Consider the following 18,815-nt stretch of genomic DNA (forward strand, 5'->3'; position numbering starts at 1 on the left):
GGCGTAGGCCAGGTCCAGCAGGCGATAACGGGCTTCTTCAGAGCTTACCAGCAGCGCCAGTGATTTCACCTGCGCCGTTTCAAGGCAGTAATTACGGGTAGACTTACGGAACACATCGATCATGCTCTCATCAGACCGGGCGCTCACAAACTTCCGCAACACCTTACGGAAAGTGGCTTCATCCATCACATTACCACAATCGCTATTAATCAGACGGCTACCGGCATCTTTCTTTTCAGAGTTTTCCGCTACTGCCTCTTCATTCTTTTTCTTTTTCCTGGAAGACGCTTCTGTGCTCATTGCAACGCCATAACCACTGGAATCCGTGATGATATTGTTTGGGTGTTCGGTATCATCGAACAGTTTCCGCTTTTTCTTCTTTCTTACCGGTGCCTCTTCTGTGGCAGGCAGGTCAACAGCCGGAGCTGCTGTTTCCGCGGCAACAGCAGCAGGTGCAGCAGCAGCAACAGGCGCACTGGCCTTGCCGTCTTCCTGGAATTCGATAAAATCAGGATCTCCTTCCCTTTTCTTGTGTTTTTTCTGTTTTTTAGGAGCCGGCTGTTCTTCCGTAGCCTGTTGAGGCTGGTCCGCAACAGCCGCTTCGCTGGCGGCCGCCTTGCTTTCATCTGCCATAACAGATTTCAGTATGTCCTGCTCTTCTTCGGTAAGCGGTTCGCGTTCTGCCTTATGTTTCTTCCCACGGGGCTTCTTGGCGACAGGCTGCTCCTCTACAGGCGCTGCGGCGCCTTCTGTTGGTTTGACGGGAGCGACTTCCGCCACCGGCTCTTCCCGGTCATCACCGGATACTACCACCTTATCAAGGGCGGAAGAAAAGGCATTACTGGATTTGGAGGCTGAGGGTTTGCCTGGGCCGGTCACCGTCGCTTTCTGGGAAAAAGTGTCTTCCAGGTCTTTCTGGAGATTGCCCATCATCTCTTTACGGGTAGTATCTTCCGTGTTATTGGCTGCTACTGCTTCCTGGACAGGTTCCTGTGCCGCCGCCGTAGCAGCGCTGCCATCGCCGTTGTCGGCTTTGATTTCCCGGAATGTCTGCAGGTTGTATAAGGCGCCCTTCTTCAGCAGGAAGCCCTGGTCATTTTTGGCGATCCGTACATAGAACTTCTGTTCCTGTGCAGGGCCTTCGCTCTGGGCATATCCAATAGACATTGGTACGGTGCCGCTTTCCAGTTTGGGAAGGATGATATATCCTCTTTCTGTAGAGCTCAGTACCTGACCATTAACCTTTACATAGAAAGGTTGGCCTTTTTCACTCTGTATATATACATAATGCTGCTGGTTCTGTGCCCATGCCCGGCCACAAAAAAACAAACATGCCAGTAAGTATAATACTGTCCTGTATTTAAGAAGCATACTAAAAATTGGTATAAAACTGTCCTTATGCAAATATTATTCCAGCACGATCAGCACCTCTCCTTTTTCAACGGCGGTGCGCTCTGCGACTTTAATTTCCTTGACTACGGCATCCGAAGCGGCCTTGAATACATTCTCCATTTTCATGGCTTCCAGGATCAGCACCGGATCTCCTTTGTGGATAACCTGTCCGGGCGTAACCAGCACCTTCAGTACCAGTCCCGGCATGGGCGCTTTGATATCATTCACTTTTTTAGCCAGCGCGTCTTTAATGCCCATGGACGCCAGTAGCTGGTCTATCGGTTCTTCAATGGCCACCTCATACTGCTGTTGATTGATCTGCAAAGTCACGGTTTTGCTTTCCCTGTCTACTTTCAGGACCTGGGCCTGGTAGCTGTTGCCGTCCATAATGATACTGTAATCACCTGAAGGTACCTGTACCGCTGACCAGTCCACCGCCTGGCCATTGCAGGTAATGGTAGCATCCTGATTGATGCTGAACGCAGACTTGCCGTTAACTGTTGCTTTGATCATAATTGCTGTATTTATTAGCCTCTTAGTCTAACAAAAATAGCATTTTTAACCACTTGGCTCGTTATAAGGCCATTTGTTTAAATTTGACCCTTTATATAATCAGAAGCTGATATATTTAATCAAAACAGTTTTTACATGAATCAACACTTGAAGCGGTCCCTGCTGGGTGTGCTGATCGGTGGGATGGCCGGCCTGGGTGCTACTACTTCCCTGATGGCACAATCCGGGAAAGCGGCCACCGATGATCCGGCCCTGAAGATTTACAGAGCGGCAGCCACCAAGGTCAATGACCTGGTACATACCAAACTGGACGTACGGTTTGATTACCCCAAAAGGTACCTCTATGGCAAAGCCTGGATTACCCTGAAACCCCATTTCTATGCAACCGACTCCCTCACCCTCGATGCCAAAGGCATGGACATCCACGAAGTGGCTGTTGTAAAAGCCGGTAAAAACACGCCGCTTCACTACAGCTATGATACCATGCAACTGCACATCAAACTCGATAAAAAGTATGCTGCCACGGAATCGTATGTGGTTTATATCAATTATACCAGCAAGCCTAATGAGCTGAAAGTAAAAGGCAGCGCCGCCATTACTGATGCCAAAGGCCTGTATTTCATTAACCCGGACGGCACTGAGCCCAACAAGCCCACCCAGATATGGACACAGGGCGAAACGGAGAGCTCTTCGGTATGGTTCCCTACTATCGATAAAACCAACCAGAAGTGCACACAGGAACTCAGCATGACCGTTCCCCAGAAATATGTGACCCTCTCCAATGGTAAACTGGTAAGCCAGAAAACCAACACCGACGGCACCCGTACCGACACCTGGAAGATGGACCTCCCCCATTCTCCCTATCTGTTTATGATGGCCGTGGGCGACTACGCCATTGTAAAAGACAAATGGAAAGGCAAGGAAGTCAACTATTACCTGGAAAAACCATTTGAAAAATACGCGAAAAACATCTTTGGCAATACCCCGGAGATGCTCTCCTTTTATTCCAATATACTGGGATATGAATACCCTTGGGTGAAATATTCCCAGATCACCGGCCGCGATTATGTGTCCGGCGCGATGGAAAACACCACCGCCACCCTGCATGGGGAGTTCCTTCAGAAAACAGACCGCGAACTGCTCGACAATAACAACTACAATGAATGCGTGATCGCGCATGAGCTGTTCCATCACTGGTTTGGCGACCTGGCCACGGCTGAATCATGGAGCAACCTGACCGTTAACGAGTCTTTCGCCGATTACAGCGAATACCTATGGCTCGAACATAAATACGGTAAAGATGCCGCCGACGAGCACAGCTACGACGCCGCCATGTCCTACCTTTCCATGGTACAGTACTCAGGTGATAAGGACCTGGTACGTTTCCATTACCACGACAGGGAAGATATGTTTGACCAGATCACCTATCAGAAAGGCGGCCGTATCCTCCACATGCTCCGCAACGCCGTCGGTGATTCCGCCTTCTTTAAATCACTGAACCTGTATCTGAAGACCAACGCCTTCAAGGCGACCGAAGCCCATCAGCTGCGCCTCGCCTTTGAAGAGGTGACCGGCCGCGATATGAACTGGTTCTTCAACCAATGGTATTTCGGCCAGGGTTTCCCTGAACTGGATATCAGCTACAAATACAACAATAACAACGTCACGGTTATCATCCAGCAGATCCAGAAAGAAGCCAAGGTATGGCAACTGCCGATCGCTATTGATATCTACGCCGGCGGCAAGAAAGAGCGCTACAATGTGACAGCGGCCAACCGCGTGGATTCCTTCACTTTTGCCTACACCACCAAACCCGACCTGGTGAATGTAGATGCTGATAAAGTGATTCTTTCCAAGAAAGATGACCACCGTGATTTCTCCACTTATGTTTACCAGTATGCCCACGCGCCACAGTATATGGACCGCCGCGCGGCTATCGAGGCAGCCACAGAAGAGCAGGGCCGTAACCCCGAAGCCGTTAAGCTGCTGGTGCAGGCGTTGAAGGATAAATATCACGGTCTGCGTACCCTGGCCGTTTCCTCTCTCAACCTGAAACTGCCGGCTGTAAAAACTGTTGCAGTGCCGGCATTAGTGGAGATCGCCAAACAAGATCCGAGCTCGCTGACCAAAGCCGCTGCCATCAAGCAACTGGGCGATCTGAAAGACACGCAATACACTGCGTTGTTTGAAGCCGCCACCAAAGATAAATCTTACGGCGTGGAAGCCGCTGCGCTGGAAGCATTGTCAGAACTGGACCTTAACAAAGCCTATGGCATCGCCAAACAGCTGGAAAAAGACACCAAAGGCAAACTGGTAAGCGCTATCGCCGGCGTATATGCCCGTCAGGGCAATCCCGACGATATCAATTTCGTGGCCACCAAATTTGACGAGACTTCCGGCCAGGACAAGCTGAATGCCGCATTCGACTATCTGGGCTTCCTTTCCAAAATCAACAATACCACTGCCGTACAGCGTGGGGTAGACCAGGTAAAGGCGATGACCGTGCAGTTTAACAACAGCCAGGTAAACACTTACATCAGCAACTGGTTACAGGAGATCTCCCGGAAGAAAGACAGCGACGCTACCGCCGTCAGTGGTGCGGACCGCGAGGGGCTGCAACAGCAGGCTGCCTATATGCGTAAAGCGTCTGAGGCTATCCGGACAGCCATCAAAGAATAGTATTACCTGATTAATAAAAAACAAAGAGCGAAGACCATCGTCTTCGCTCTTTGTTTTTTATGCTTTCTTTACAATCCGTTGTTTAGCGGGGTCCCACCACCAGGATGACTTGGCCATCCTTACACCGCCCAGCCAGCGGTGTTCCAGCGGAACGTAGTCGAGATAATTTTCCTCATTGTTCAGTACTTCGCGGCCCAGGCTGGTGATACCGATCATCTGGGCGTCTTCCTCAATTACGCCGGCGCGTTGCATCCGTTGCACTAGCAGGTCCAGCTGAAAATCACCGAAGCCGTATATCCACAGCTCGTCCCAGAAAGCGATGTAGAGGTCATACCCCCGATAACGGCCCATGGAGAGCTTCTGCAGGAAAAATTTTTCGATGGCACTGAGCCCGTTTTCCAGATTGGGGAAACGTTGCAGGTGTGCGTGGATGGCTGCGGGCAGGTGTTTGAGGTTGCCTGCCGGCATATGGGAGATCGTTTCCAGTGCCAGCGGGGTATCGTCGCAATAGGCGTCCCAGGCGTCGAGGGCGTGCTGAATATCTGCCGGTTGGAGCAGTACCCGTTCTTCCATCAACTTTGGAAAGTCTGTCGCTTCGCGGTGATGGGGAAGGTCTACCAGGCTAATGGGCGGCAGCGTAGCGAGATTGATTTTAAGGTAATGGATAATGAAGAGGAGATTGATTTGACAGAAGAGGTCTGCTTCAAACCAGAGGACTATTTCATCAAATGAGCCGGAGTTTTTTAATTTCTCCAGCTCATGTACTACATTGGTAAAATAAGTTTGTTTATCGATTCCGTAATGAAATTCGAGGTGTTTGGCGCGGCTTTCAAAAAACGTATCAGCGTCTTTGGTGACTTTTACTTTGCCTTCGCTCATCATTTCCCTGCACACTACCACACCGCCTTTCAGTTTGCTTTGCCGTAGCAGCGACAGTGTAGCATCCCCGTTTAACACATACATGAATGACATATCTCAAATTTTCAAAGGTTTTCAGTATTACCAGCTGCCGCTGGCGCCTCCTCCGCCGCCGGAACCGCCACCAAAGCCTCCGAATCCGCCGCCACCGCCGCCGCCGGACCAGCCTCCTCCGCCACCGCGTCCGAAGCCGCCCATGCTGCCGATAACCGGCCATATCCAGCCTCCGCGCCTGTTGTAAGTGGTGCCGCCACCGCCACCACCGCCACGGCTGATGATGGATATGATGATCACAATTACCAGGATGAGGAGGAAGATCGCACCCGGGCTGATACCCGGTTTGCTTTGTCGCGGATCTCCTTTGTATTCGCCGGCTGCTGCCTTGATGATGGCATCAACCGCTTTATCAAGGCCCTGATAGTATTGTCCTTCCCGGAAAGCGGGCTTAATGATCTGTGCTATGATTTCATTGGCTACCGCATCAGGTACAGCACCTTCCATGCCATAACCTGTTTCGATCCTTATCTTCCTGTCTTCCATGGAAACAAGAATAAGGATACCATTGTTCTTTCCTTTTCTGCCAATTCCCCAGTCCCTTAAAATTTTCAGTGCCACCTGACTGACGTCATAGTCACCGACTGACTTAAGGGTAACGATCGCTATTTGCGTGGAGGTACTGTCGTCGTAGGCTACCAGCTTTTGTTCCAGCCTTTCATCCTCATCTTTCAGCAGGATGCCGGCAAAGTCATTTACTAAAGTTGGAGGATTGGGCCTTGGCGGAATATTCTGTGCTTTAACCAGCAATCCCGTCAACAACAATAATACAGGTAAAAACCAGCGTAATATCCTCATGTTCTTCTATGCTAAAAGTCGTTTAAAATAGTGGCCGTCAGATACTGAAAACAATATCATCCGGTAACTCGTTGGCATCGCCGGCCTCATGCGGGAAATGTATACGGAGGGATTCACCGATTTCGCGGATACATTCTTCGATTCCTTCGATGATATGGTTGCGCTGAAAATGTGTTTTCAGGAGCGTGGCCTCTTTTTGCCAGAAGTCGTTACCTACTTTATCATGGATGCCCTGGTCGCCGAGGATGGCGAACTGGTGATCTTTCAGGGCCACATATACCAATACGCCATTGCGTTGTTTTGTTTTTTCCATGCCGAGTGACACAAATGCCTGGCGGGCACGGTCCATGGGGTCCACATAACTGCAATGGTTTTCTACGAATAACCGGATCTCACCGGACGTGAGCCGTTCGGCTACCCGGATAGCCTGCACCAATTTGTTTTTATCCGCTTCGGAAAAAATCTCTCTCTTTTTGCTGAAAGGGAACAGACGCATGCTATTTTGTTATTTGGTTATTTGCTTATTTGGCGGTTGCGTTTACAGCAACCGGCCAAATAAGCAAATGATAAAATTTCTAAATATTAAAATTTAACCTCGGGCGCTTTCTCAGAGCCGGCAGCTGCTTCGAAGTAGCCTTTCTGTTTAAAACCGCCGAGACCAGCAACGATGTTGCCAGGGAAGGAACGTACGCTGCTGTTGTAGCCTTTTACGGCATCGTTGAAATCGTTACGGGCCACGTTGATCCTGTTTTCGGTTCCTTCCAGCTGTGCCTGCAGGTTCATGAAGTTCTGATTGGCTTTCAGTTCAGGATAGCTTTCGGAAACAGCCAGCAGACGGCCGAGCGCCTGGCTTAACTGGCCCTGTGCAGCCTGATATTGCTGAATTTTTTCTGGGCTGAGATCATTTACGTCCACTTTGACCTGGGTAGCGCTGGCGCGGGCTTGTATCACCTGTGTGAGCGTTGTGGTTTCAAAGTTGGCGGCGCCTTTCACTGTGCTTACCAGGTTGGGGATCAGGTCTGCCCTGCGTTGATAGCTACTCTGTACTACACCCCATTTATTCTTCACATCTTCGTCCTGTTTAACCAATCCATTGTACTTGTTGCAACCTAACAAACCCAGTAATACGAGAACAATGATTACAATGATGCCTTTTTTCATCTGAATAAGAATTTAAGTTTTTGTGCATGCCGGGGAGCAAAAGCTGTTCCTGTTTCCCGGCCTGTCGGTGTAAGTAGTTGTTTTCACGGTGAATGCTATAAAAAACACGGTAAACGCGCATTTTTCATCCCCACACGAAAATATGGAAAGTAATGCACTAAATCGCTATTGCTTAGGGAAACGATGAATTTTAAAAAAAGTTCATCCATACTTGAAAAATTCACACTAATACAGTATGTTTATATGTACCTTTATAGTAACGTTTATCGTTAGCCTTCTGCCGATAAATGCCAAAAGTGAATGGGGCAGGATTAATACTAAATCGATAAAACTGGTTTCATTGTTTCTAACTCATTTATTATTACTAACTTGGAACTAAGTCTGCTTAAATGAGTGCACAACACATCCATATACTCTATATTGATGATGAAATACACAACCTGAATGCCTTTAAAGCTTCATTCAGGAGGCTTTACAACATTTCTACCGCCACCTCCGCCGAAGAAGCGGTGAAACTGCTGGAAGAACAGGAATTTCATATCATTATTTCAGATCAGCGTATGCCGAAGGTGACCGGGATCGAATTTTTTGAGTCTATACTGGAAAAATACCCTGAGCCGATCCGTATGCTGCTGACAGGCTACGCCGATATCAACGCCGTGGTGGACGCCATTAACAAAGGCCAGGTCTATAAATACTTCTCCAAACCCTGGAACGAGGAAGAACTGAAGCATAATATTGAAAAGGCTTTTGAAGTTTACTCCCTGCGCAAGGAAAACAAGGAATTGACCGCCAAACTGCTGGATGTCAATGAAAAACTGGAGTTCCTCGTACGCCAAAAACTGATCTCGTAGCATTTAGACATTTAGATCTTTTATTATTTGAATATTTACCCCTGCTCCTGAACGAATCTGCAAATCCCAAATTCCCGAATGTTGTTTTTCCGTTAACTTGCACCCCATTGTGAACTTAATTTTCTGAATATGCAAGTTTGGAAAGATTACCAGGCCCAACACCAGGAACGTTTCCTGGAAGAATTGCTGGAATTGCTGCGCATTCCCTCTGTGAGTGCTGACTCCCGCTTTAACGGCGACGTACAAAAATGTGCAGAAGCCGTGAAGCACCGCCTGCAGGAAGCTGGCGCGGATAATGTAGAAGTATGCCCCACCGCAGGACATCCCATCGTTTACGGAGAAAAGATCATCGATCCTTCTTTGCCTACCGTACTGGTTTATGGCCACTACGACGTACAGCCCGCAGATCCGCTGGAACTGTGGCACAGCGGCCCGTTTGAACCTGTTATCAAAGACGGTAACATATATGCCCGTGGCAGTGCAGACGACAAAGGACAGTTTTACATGCATGTAAAAGCCTTTGAAACCATGCACAAAACCAACACCATCCCCTGCAATATCAAATTTATGATCGAAGGGGAAGAAGAAGTGGGTTCTGCCAACCTGGGCATCTTCCTGGAGCAAAACAAGGAAAAACTGAAGGCGGACGTGGTACTGATCTCTGATACCTCTATGATCAGCCTCGAAACACCGTCTATCGACACCGGCCTGCGTGGCCTCGCCTACATGGAAGTGGAAGTGACCGGTCCTAACCGCGACCTGCACAGTGGCGTTTATGGCGGTGCCGTAGCCAATCCGGCCACCATCCTCGCTAAAATGATCGCTTCCCTGCACGACGAAAACAACCACATTACCATCCCCGGCTTCTACGACAAGGTACAGGAACTGACCGCCGAAGAAAGAGCTGCCCTCAATGCCGCCCCCTTTGACGAAGAAGAATACAAAAAGGACCTGGGGATCAACGATGTATGGGGCGAAAAAGGCTACAGCACCATCGAACGTACCGGTATCCGTCCTACCCTGGAGGTAAACGGCATCTGGGGCGGTTACACCGGCGAAGGCTCTAAAACCGTACTGCCATCCAAAGCATTCGCGAAAATCTCTATGCGCCTTGTTCCTAATCAGGACTGGCACGAGATCTCCGACCTGTTTGCCAAACACTTTGAAGCTATCGCTCCGAAGAGCGTGACCGTAAAAGTGAACAAACATCATGGTGGCAGCCCTTACGTAACACCGACAGACTCTGTGGCCTACAAAGCGGCCCACAAAGCAATATCCGCCACTTTCGGCAAAGACCCCATTCCCGTTCGCGGCGGTGGCAGTATCCCGATCGTAGCGCTCTTCGAAAAAACCCTCGGACTTAAAACTGTTCTCATGGGATTTGGACTGGACAGCGACAATCTCCACTCCCCCAATGAGAAATATGGCGTGGCCAATTACTATAAAGGCATTGAGACCATTCCGTATTTCCATCAGTATTTTGCCGAGATGAGCAAATAATTCATTTTTTCGTTTTGATATTTTTTCATTTTGAAGGCAGACTGGCTGTTTCAAAATGAAAAAATATCAAAATGAAAAAATAAACACATATGATATGAGTAATACCGAAAAATTGCGGGTAGACAAATATCTCTGGTCCATCCGTGTGTTCAAGACCCGTAGCCAGGCCGCAGAAGCCTGCGACGGCGGGAAAGTGAAACTGAACGGCAATAATGTGAAAGCCGCCAAACCCGTGTCCATCGGCGATAACTTTGAAATCAAAACAGAAGGCCGTAAATGGCTCATACAGGTAACCGGCCTCCTGGCCAACCGCGTAGCTTACAGTGAAGCCGTCAAATACTATGTGGACAACACCCCGGAAGAGGACAAAACCGCTCCCAAAGCCATAGCCGCTGTATTCCATACCGGCAAAAGACAAAGCAAAATAGGACGCCCTACCAAAAAAGACCGGAGAAGCATCGAAGGATTTATGGAAGGGGAAGGCGCGGATGACTGATTTCATCCTTTTCTATATAATTTCTCAGTTTTGCGTAGTAATTTTGCCTCCTCATTCTTAAATCAAGGAGTAAATCAATGCCTAAACAAAGCGACGTTCTTGCTACCGACTTTCTGGTGAAAATAGCAGAAGAATTTGGTACCCCGGTATACATATACCACGCAGAAAAGATCAAAACCCAGTATGAAAAGCTCCAGAAAGCCTTTCATAAGGCCAACACCCGCTTTTTCTACGCCTGTAAGGCATTGACCAATATCAACATCCTGAAGTACATCAATTCCCTTGGTTGCGGACTGGACACGGTATCCATACAGGAAGTACAGCTGGGCCTCAAAGCCGGCTTTGATCCTAAAAATATCATCTTTACCCCCAACTGCGTTGACCTGCAGGAAATCATTGCGGCCAAAGACCTGGGCGTGATTATCAATATCGATAACCTCTCCATACTGGAACAATTTGGCAACAAGTTCGGAGGCAGCTATCCCATCTGCATCCGGCTCAACCCCCATATCATGGCGGGCGGCAACTTTAAAATCTCCACCGGGCATATCGACAGCAAATTCGGTATCTCCATCCACCAGATGCGCCACATCGAAAGGATCGTGAAATCCACCAAACTGAAAGTGACCGGCCTGCACATGCATACCGGCTCCGAAATCAAAGACGTGGACGTATTCCTCCGCGGCGTGGAAATCATGTTTGAGATGACCCAGCACTTCCCGGACCTCGAATCCATCGACCTGGGCAGCGGGTTTAAAGTAGCCTACCAGCAAGGCGACCCCGAAACAGATATCGACCTGCTGGGTAAAAAACTGAGCGACGCTTTCAACAACTTCGCCAAAAACTACGAAAAACCACTCCAGCTCTGGTTCGAACCAGGAAAATACCTGGTAAGCCAGTCCGGTTACTTCGTGGTAAAAGCCAATGTGATCAAACAAACTACCGCCAACGTATTCGTAGGCGTTAACTCCGGCTTTAACCACCTGATCAGGCCCATGTTCTACGACGCATTCCACCTGATCCGCAATATATCCAACCCGAAAGGCACTGAACGTATCTACACCGTAGTGGGTAATATTTGTGAAACAGACACCTTCGGATGGGACCGCAAAATCAATGAAGTCCGCGAAGGCGACTACCTGGTGTTCTATAACGCCGGCGCCTATGGCTTTGAAATGTCTTCCAACTTCAACTCCCGCCTGAAACCTGCGGAAGTGCTGGTGAAAGACGGCAAGCCCTTCCTGATCCGTAAACGCGATACCATCGAAGACCTGCTGAAAAACCAGATCGAACTTGTATAGTCATTTTGATTATTTTGATATTTGGCTATTTATAAAAAGCTGTATATCAACAGCGATAAAATAGCCAAATATCAAAATAATCAAATTTAAAATATTGGCCCTACCTTTACGTCTGCATACTATCTCCCCTTGTTACTCCTGCACTGTTTTTAACTGTTACTTGTAATAGAATTTTTTTTTGCTGGCGCACAAATGAACAGCCTTTGGTGATAATTTTATACCGTTTATATGAAGATTTTAACTGCAGACTCCAGTGTAATACATGATGAACAGGTAATTGATTCTAATATATCTTTCGTCCCCTTCGTCCGCTTCCTGAAGGAAAAAGCAGCGAATGACGACGATCCACGCTCCGCGTTTTATCGAATGATCATACGGAAATTTGAAGGCCATCCTGAAATCCTCCAACCCATTCCCCCATCAACCGACCTTGCGGAATATAAAGAATACCTCGACCTGTTGACAGCGGCCATATTCCCTGTCACTACTGATACCAACCGTGATATCTACGGCATCGGCGTACCGTTTAAATTCGCCATCTTTTATTACTCCGACCTGTTCCGTAAAATGTTTACCGACAACGGACTGGTGGCAGTACCACAGGGCATGTCGGTCAGCAAAGTCAAAAAAGACAAGCTGACCTGGCTGTACAAGCTCATTCTGGAGAGGGTATATCACTACCCTGTCAACTATCAGAATGAGATCATCCATCATATGGAACTTCCTGATGGCACCAAAAAATATGTGAAAGTCAATATAGACCCGCGATTTGTGGATGTAAAGGTGAAAGGCGATACCCCGCCGCCACTGGACTATAACAACTATTGCACCTATCAGACCTGTCCCGACGTACTGAAAGATATTATCCCCCCGGATAATTTCGCCCTCGAAGGGTTCGTGATCTGGACCGTGGAAGACGTGACCCAGACCGAAATTCTGAACAATATCAAAGGGCTGGTGATGAACATGAAAGCCAGCAACGAAGTGGAAAGCTATCGTACGCTGGAAAAAATGATCCCCACCATCATGGGCGGCAGAGGGATCACCGCCCATATTGTGCCGTTCCCGAAAGTAAACGGCAAGAACGTGCTGGAAGAACAGTTTTCCAACGCCGATCCTATTCTCGGTGTCGGCAACAAAAAACAACAGCAGCATTTCTTCCAGTTGCTGCTGGAGCATGCGGCCAAACAGCCAACGCCGCTGATACTGCCCACGGTAAATGAAACCAGCCTTACGCAGTATCCGTTCCTGAAATATCTGCCTATAAAAAATATCCAGAGCTTCATCCTCTTCCCCATCACCCATAAAAAAGAAATACTGGGTGTACTGGAACTGGCATCTTCCACGCCCGGCGCATTATCTGCCGAACCGCTGTGGAAGCTGGAAAGCACCTACCCGCTGATTGTCATGATGCTCAGCCGGAGCATGAGCATCCTCGACAACCGCCTCAACGAAGTACTGAAAGACCAGTTCACCGCCCTGCAACCTTCCGTGGAATGGAAATTCACTGAAGCTGCCTGGAACTACCTCCTGACACCTCCGGAAGAACGCAAGGACATTGAGAACATCTCTTTTGAAGAAGTATACCCGCTGTATGGCGCCATCGATATCCGCAACTCGTCCGTGCAACAGGGCAACGCCCTGCGGGAAGACCTGCAGGAACAGCTGGAACTGATTAAATACACCCTGCAACAGATAGCGCAGGAAGTACACCTGCCCCTGCTGGAAGAACTGATGTTTAAGACCGAAGACCTGATGCAGGGCCTCAGCGATAACCTGACCGCCGGCGAAGACCTGAAGGTGAACGAATTCATGGAACAGGAAATCCAGCCGATACTTGAACACCTGTGCGAAGGCAGCGAAACCCTGCAACCAGTACTGAACAACTACTTCAATAAGATCGACAAGGAACAGGGCCACGTATTCCGCCACCGGCGCGAATACGAAGAAAGCCTGTCTGTCATCAACAGGGCTATCAGCCAGTACCTGGAAAAAGAACGGCTGTATATCCAGCAGTCTTTCCCCTGCTACTTTGAAAAGTACCGCACTGACGGTATCGAATACACGATCTACATCGGACAGTCCATTGCGCAGGAAAAGAAATTTGATCATCTGTACCTGCGTAACCTGCGCCTGTGGCAGCTTTCATCCATGGCCCGTATTGCCAGGCTGACCAATAAAATATCGCCACAGCTGAAAATACCGTTGCAGACCACGCAGATGATCCTCATGCACAGCGCGCCCATTACCATCAGTTTCCGCAGCGACGAACGCCGCTTCGACGTGGAAGGCGCCTATAACATCCGCTATGAGATCATCAAAAAAAGAATCGATAAAGTACATGTGAAAGATACAGGCGAACGTCTTACCCAACCGGGTACTATCGCCATGGTGTATTCCTATGTACGGGAAATGGAAGAGTTCAGGAAATATATCTCTTTCCTCCAGGCAAAAAACATCCTGCTGCCTGATATCGAAATGCTGGACCTTGAAGAGCTGCAGGGTGTCAGCGGTCTCAAAGCATTGCGTGTGAGAGTGAATATGGACCCGGATTTACCGGAATCAGGCATCTGATGATATCGATATAAAAAAAGACCGGGGCTTTCGCTCCGGTCTTTTTTTATGCGTCAGAATTTAAATCCTAATGTAATGTATGGTATCGTTTCCTCGCTCGAATGCCCCACCACAGCTGTGACGATCAGTGCATTCACCGGCGCCAGGTATACCCCGCCGCCATATCCATCGTGCCATACGTGGGAATGTTCATTGTCCTTCCATACACGGCCCACATCATTAAAGGCCAACAGCCCTACCGTGGCCGGCAACACATAGGTCTTCAGGTCAAATAATTTCACCCTGACCTCTGTATTGTTATAGGCGGACGCACCACCTGCAAAACGATAGTTGCGGAAGCCGCGCAGGTTCTGTGTACCACCGATGGTTGCCGCCTGGAAAAACTCATAATCGCCCCAGATTTTACTGCCGCCAAAACGGCTGACGATCACGAAATTGGCCGGTACCCGGAAGCTCATATACAGGCTCAGGTCAGATTGCAGGCGGGTATAGTTGCGGCTATCGCCATTGAGGCCCTTGCTGCCGGTCCAGGAGGTGGTCCATAAGATGCCCCTCGTTGGTATCAGCTTGTTATTGCGGGTATCTACCTGGGCCACCAGCTTCAGCCCCGCATAAGATTTATCGCTGTATACGCTGGCAGAGTCCAATCCATTTTTACTGAAATTGGTGATGAAACGATTATCGTTTTCATCTTTATCAAACGCATAGTTGTTGAGAGTGGGCCCGTATGAGATACTGAAGTGATTGCTCAGGCTTGTGCGGAGCAATGCTTCCAGCGAATACAGGTTAAACCGGGCGCGATAATAGGTAATGCGCTTGCCGCCACTCTTATCAAAAACTGTTTCATTGCCCAGGCCGAAGAAGTTGATGGTATTGTTCGGCGCTTTGGCGCTTGCCGCCAGCAAGAGATCTGATTTGCCAACTACGTCGGTGAACTCGCCATCGTATTTAAAGTTCCATGCCCTGGTGGCCAGCGAATGGGTAGCTGTAAAGATATGTTTGGCCGCATAAGGCTCTTTACGGAAGGAATGCCGGATCATTTGCAAAGCCAGGCCCAGCTGAACACCGTCGTCACGGTTGTAACCGGCGGCCAGCATAGGGAAGGTCTTGTTATACTTAAAGGCATTGCGGTTGTAACTTATGTTCTCCGGGTTGTCAGACAGGCGGCGTTGCGTATGGCCATCCAACATGAATGTGTCTTTGCCCGTACGCTGGTCGTATATCCGTATCCGTTTTCCGCCGCCGGAAGTGGAACTGTCCACATAGGTATCTGCATCCTTACCACCGATCAGGCGTATCCGTATAGGCGTGCCGTGATTGCCCTTGATCTCGAAGCGGTCGTGCCCGCCCAGCCCATATACATTTACCTCTTTTGTTTCTTTGGGATCGAAAGTGCGGGAATAGATGTTCTGCTCCACTTCGCCCTTCTTGCTGATCTTGAACATGTTCAGGGACACCGCGCCTCCCTCCAGTTTTTCCACCTGTATCAGTTCATTCTTTTGAGTAGCGGGCACGTCTACCCCTTTGGCCAGGAAGCGGTAGTATTTGAGCATGTTGTCTTTGAGGATATCACGGCGAACGGAAAGCCGGTGTACCATCATAGGCGCCACCTGCTTGCGGATAGTCTCCGGGAAGGCATTGACGGCGGCTTGTATCACGCTGTCCGTCATTTTACGGAGGAATTTATCCGTTTGTTTTTCCCAGTCTTTTCTCTCCAGCTCATTCATAAAGGAGCGGTCAAAATAGCGGGCGCTGAACTGGAAGCCGTTCACATCCGGGATACGGTCGCGGAAGCCCTGGATACCGGGAAGAATCCATGGCTTACATATCAAACGGGGCAACAGTCCTTCATTTACGAAGAAAGCCTGGTCACGGTCACGTGGCACCGGGTAGTAGTATTCCTGACCTTTGTGTTTTTCTCGGTACCAGCGCCACTGGTCATCATGGCGGTCAAAATCCATGATGTAGGTATCGAAGATACGTGCGCGGAGCACGGCTTTCTGGTCCACATGAATATCGTTATCGCCCAGTATCTTATCGAGTACTTTAGGCGTACTATAGGTTTTGTCTTTATCGCCGGTCACCGGTTCTCTTTCTTCCAGCAGAAACACTTCGTTACCAAATACATTGGCGTAGGTGCCGAGCGTGGTGTCCAGCGGCAGGTACACAAAAGAAGGATGGGTATGCGGTACGCCGGCGGCTTCCGCCAGTACGCTGACAGCCAGCGGGGCGTATGGATTGGAAGCTGATATCTGGTCCTGCACCACTTCACGGGCGATGGTTTCGCGCAGCATCTCCGGGATGGCGGCCAGCGGGAATTTCTTCAGGGAGCGCATGGCGTATTCTGTGCCGGAGCTGTCTGCCAGCCGGAGCGAGTGGGTTTGTTTTCCACCGCCGCGCTGTAAAATGGTATATCCTTCTTTTTGCAGGTCTATCACCGGGAAGTTCATCGGCGTGTTCCATACCTCCCGGTAATTGTTGCCTAACAGGAAGCGATGAAATTTATTCACACGTGCGTACTGTGTATCGGCAGCGACTTTTACATATGCAGGCAGATTGGAAGGCTCGCGGAACTGCAATCCCTGGCTGCGGATATCCTGGATCCGCAATACTGTATCGCTGAAAGCAGGGGCTGTCAAGTCTTTCGCAAGGAAGTACTGCGCTCTAACGGTACCGTCGGACATCACTTCCAAGGCGCTGAAACCATTCTCTGAAGTGGCATACAACGATTTACCTCCTTTCTTTACCCGGTTGTTTTTAGCGCCGCTGCCGCTCACGATATAGGTGTTGGACTTGTCCTTTATCAGCTGTAACGTATGGTCATGTCCGGAAACAAAGACTACCGGGCCGTGTGGCTTAAAGGCCTCTTCCACTCCTTTGATCATATTCTGATACTTAGGATTAGGGATATCTTCCGGTGTACCGAACACACCACGTGCCAGCGGATAGATCGAGCCTATTACCGGCAGGGGCACATACAGCCATGGTTTCAGATCTGTAAGGGGGAAAATATGTTGTTTGATGGTATAATATCCTCCATGAGGGCCATAGCTGCGGAACGGGTGGTGTGTGGCGAAAATGAGCAGCTTGTTCCGGTTATTGGCAACAATGTCTGCCAGCCGGCCTACTATTTCTTCCTTGTCCTTACAGTCGCAGGATGATTCCGTTCCCGGCTTCTGATAAGGGAACACCCACCATTCGCTGTCCATGATAATGAGCGTAATATTATCTGCCAGCTTCACCTCTATGGGACCGGGGCAGCCGTCTTTAGGCAGGAAGTCCACGTTCTCCAGGTGCAGGGAATCGATATATTGTTGCTGGTTGCGGATTACCTGCCATCCATCGGGTTTACTCTTGTCCCAGTCGTGGTTACCGGGAATAAAAATGCCTTTGGCGCGGGTGCCTTTTACCAGTCCTGCCTGGTAGTCCAATATCTCTTTGGCCACCGGGTAGGATTTACTGGACTGGTCAGGTAACCCACGCGGGTATACGTTATCGCCGAGGAACAGGACCGTGTTGATATCCTGCTGCAGGTCGTATTTCTGTCTCACCGCATCTACCACCGGGTTATGTCCGTTTTCATGCAGTTCGCCGGCGTCGCCGATGAGGATAATTCTTTTAACGACGGCGGGGGATTGCGCAAACATGCGGCCGCAGGTCAGAAAAGCTAGTGTGACGAGGATAATGGCTCTATTGATCATTTGCGCTGGTAAGTGAATTTTAGAATATTGGCTGTGCCGTCATAACCGCCTTCATTGGAGATATACAGATCGCCGTTAGCCGCAAAGGTAAGGCCTTCCGGTTGCAGGAAAAGCCGGTGTTTAAGATTATAGGCTTCCTGGACATGCCCCTGCAGGTCGGTGATCACCAGCAGTCCGTTGACCGACGCCACGATATACAGTCTTTTTTCGATCGGATGGATGGCTGCGGCAGATGGTTTGAAGAAACGCATGTCTGTACCGGCCAGCTTGGCTATCTCCGCATTGTCCAGCCGGTAGATAGGCACCGTATCAAACGTACGGGTAGCGAGATCAAAGCGGTAGGCGCTGGTCATGCCTTCTTTTTTATCATCAGGCGCGTTTTTGGTGACCAGTACGATCGCGTTGCGGGCGCTGTCGAAATAAGTGGTTTCAAATTCCCGTTTTCCTTCTTTGGGAAATTTGTGGTGGGTGCTGGAAGCGCTGTCAGAGAAAAGCCCGTGTACTTCATATAGGGAGCCGTTGCTTTTGAGCACAAACCATCCGCTGTCTGTACGGCAGATATCTTCATAATCCCCGTGTTTGGCGAATTTCCAGGAAGGATAGGCCTTGGTGGTATGGACGTTGATCTGATACACCCGGCCTTCTTCATCGTTGATCGCGATCATATTGGTTTCGTCCGGGAAAGCTTCGATACCGGAGATCTCCTGCATCGATTCCCTGACCCTGTAGCGTACCGGCGCTTTGAGGTCGTAGCCTGCCGGGGAGGCGAATACTTTCTGTTCCTGGTCACTAAGGTTATTACAGGAAAGGAACATCAACATGATTAGCAACAGGGTTGTTCTGTTCATACATCGGCTTTGTAGCATAAATTTAA

General features: G+C 49.3%; 14 protein-coding genes (1 of these 14 cut by a window edge). 6 read left to right on the plus strand and 8 right to left on the minus strand.

The window, feature by feature from the left end; translation table 11 throughout:
• On the minus strand, window positions 1-1,329 hold the 5' portion of the coding sequence (locus ACTJJS_RS11950) for a DUF4476 domain-containing protein (RefSeq protein WP_440663849.1). Its footprint begins 93 nt before the window's first position; the window shows 1,329 of its 1,422 coding nt (coding positions 1-1,329); the start codon lies at window positions 1,327-1,329; the stop codon falls past the left edge of the window.
• Between the two features lie 78 nt (window positions 1,330-1,407).
• Window positions 1,408-1,905 (minus strand): biotin/lipoyl-containing protein, encoded by a 498-nt coding sequence (locus tag ACTJJS_RS11955; protein ID WP_168871421.1) that lies wholly within the window; start codon window positions 1,903-1,905, stop codon window positions 1,408-1,410.
• A gap of 135 nt (window positions 1,906-2,040) precedes the next feature.
• Here ACTJJS_RS11955 and ACTJJS_RS11960 point away from each other — a divergent pair, with 135 nt between their 5' ends.
• Complete coding sequence (locus ACTJJS_RS11960) at window positions 2,041-4,584, plus strand: M1 family aminopeptidase (RefSeq protein ID WP_440663850.1); 2,544 nt, start codon at window positions 2,041-2,043, stop codon at window positions 4,582-4,584.
• 57 nt (window positions 4,585-4,641) lie between these two features.
• Here the strand turns inward: ACTJJS_RS11960 and ACTJJS_RS11965 are convergent, their stop codons facing one another.
• From ACTJJS_RS11965 to ACTJJS_RS11980, 4 genes are all read right to left on the minus strand, one after another.
• Window positions 4,642-5,556, minus strand: a complete 915-nt coding sequence (locus ACTJJS_RS11965) for a hypothetical protein (RefSeq protein ID WP_440663851.1) — start codon at window positions 5,554-5,556, stop codon at window positions 4,642-4,644.
• A 27-nt stretch (window positions 5,557-5,583) separates the two neighbouring features.
• On the minus strand, window positions 5,584-6,354 hold the full coding sequence (locus ACTJJS_RS11970) for a TPM domain-containing protein (RefSeq protein ID WP_343744829.1): 771 nt from the start codon (window positions 6,352-6,354) through the stop codon (window positions 5,584-5,586).
• Between the two features lie 37 nt (window positions 6,355-6,391).
• Window positions 6,392-6,850 carry a TPM domain-containing protein gene (locus tag ACTJJS_RS11975; RefSeq protein ID WP_440663852.1) on the minus strand — a complete coding sequence of 153 codons (459 nt, stop codon included), beginning with the start codon at window positions 6,848-6,850 and terminating at the stop codon, window positions 6,392-6,394.
• A gap of 86 nt (window positions 6,851-6,936) precedes the next feature.
• Window positions 6,937-7,515: a LemA family protein gene (locus tag ACTJJS_RS11980; protein ID WP_440663854.1), complete on the minus strand. Its 579-nt coding sequence runs from the start codon at window positions 7,513-7,515 to the stop codon at window positions 6,937-6,939.
• 389 nt (window positions 7,516-7,904) lie between these two features.
• Between ACTJJS_RS11980 and ACTJJS_RS11985 the strand changes: the two genes are divergently transcribed.
• From ACTJJS_RS11985 to ACTJJS_RS12005, 5 genes are all read left to right on the plus strand, one after another.
• Window positions 7,905-8,369, plus strand: a complete 465-nt coding sequence (locus ACTJJS_RS11985) for a response regulator (protein WP_168871415.1) — start codon at window positions 7,905-7,907, stop codon at window positions 8,367-8,369.
• Between the two features lie 129 nt (window positions 8,370-8,498).
• Window positions 8,499-9,869 (plus strand): dipeptidase, encoded by a 1,371-nt coding sequence (locus tag ACTJJS_RS11990; RefSeq protein WP_343744828.1) that lies wholly within the window; start codon window positions 8,499-8,501, stop codon window positions 9,867-9,869.
• 94 nt (window positions 9,870-9,963) lie between these two features.
• Window positions 9,964-10,365 carry an RNA-binding S4 domain-containing protein gene (locus ACTJJS_RS11995; protein ID WP_440663855.1) on the plus strand — a complete coding sequence of 134 codons (402 nt, stop codon included), beginning with the start codon at window positions 9,964-9,966 and terminating at the stop codon, window positions 10,363-10,365.
• A gap of 77 nt (window positions 10,366-10,442) precedes the next feature.
• Window positions 10,443-11,666: a diaminopimelate decarboxylase gene (lysA, locus tag ACTJJS_RS12000; protein WP_168871412.1), complete on the plus strand. Its 1,224-nt coding sequence runs from the start codon at window positions 10,443-10,445 to the stop codon at window positions 11,664-11,666.
• A gap of 228 nt (window positions 11,667-11,894) precedes the next feature.
• Window positions 11,895-14,240 (plus strand): hypothetical protein, encoded by a 2,346-nt coding sequence (locus ACTJJS_RS12005; RefSeq protein WP_168871411.1) that lies wholly within the window; start codon window positions 11,895-11,897, stop codon window positions 14,238-14,240.
• Between the two features lie 53 nt (window positions 14,241-14,293).
• Here ACTJJS_RS12005 and ACTJJS_RS12010 read toward each other — a convergent pair whose 3' ends face one another.
• Together ACTJJS_RS12010 and ACTJJS_RS12015 are read right to left on the minus strand one after the other, a co-directional pair.
• The gene (locus tag ACTJJS_RS12010) at window positions 14,294-17,941 is read right to left on the minus strand and encodes a BamA/TamA family outer membrane protein (protein WP_440663856.1); all 3,648 of its coding nucleotides are present in this window, start codon (window positions 17,939-17,941) and stop codon (window positions 14,294-14,296) included.
• Window positions 17,938-18,789: a hypothetical protein gene (locus tag ACTJJS_RS12015; protein ID WP_343744826.1), complete on the minus strand. Its 852-nt coding sequence runs from the start codon at window positions 18,787-18,789 to the stop codon at window positions 17,938-17,940. Before ACTJJS_RS12015 ends, ACTJJS_RS12010 begins: the two co-directional genes overlap by 4 nt.
• Window positions 18,790-18,815 lie beyond the last annotated feature (26 nt).

The sequence above is a fragment of the Chitinophaga sp. 22308 genome (genome assembly GCF_052045305.1).
GTDB classification, from domain to species: Bacteria; Bacteroidota; Bacteroidia; order Chitinophagales; family Chitinophagaceae; genus Chitinophaga; species Chitinophaga varians_A.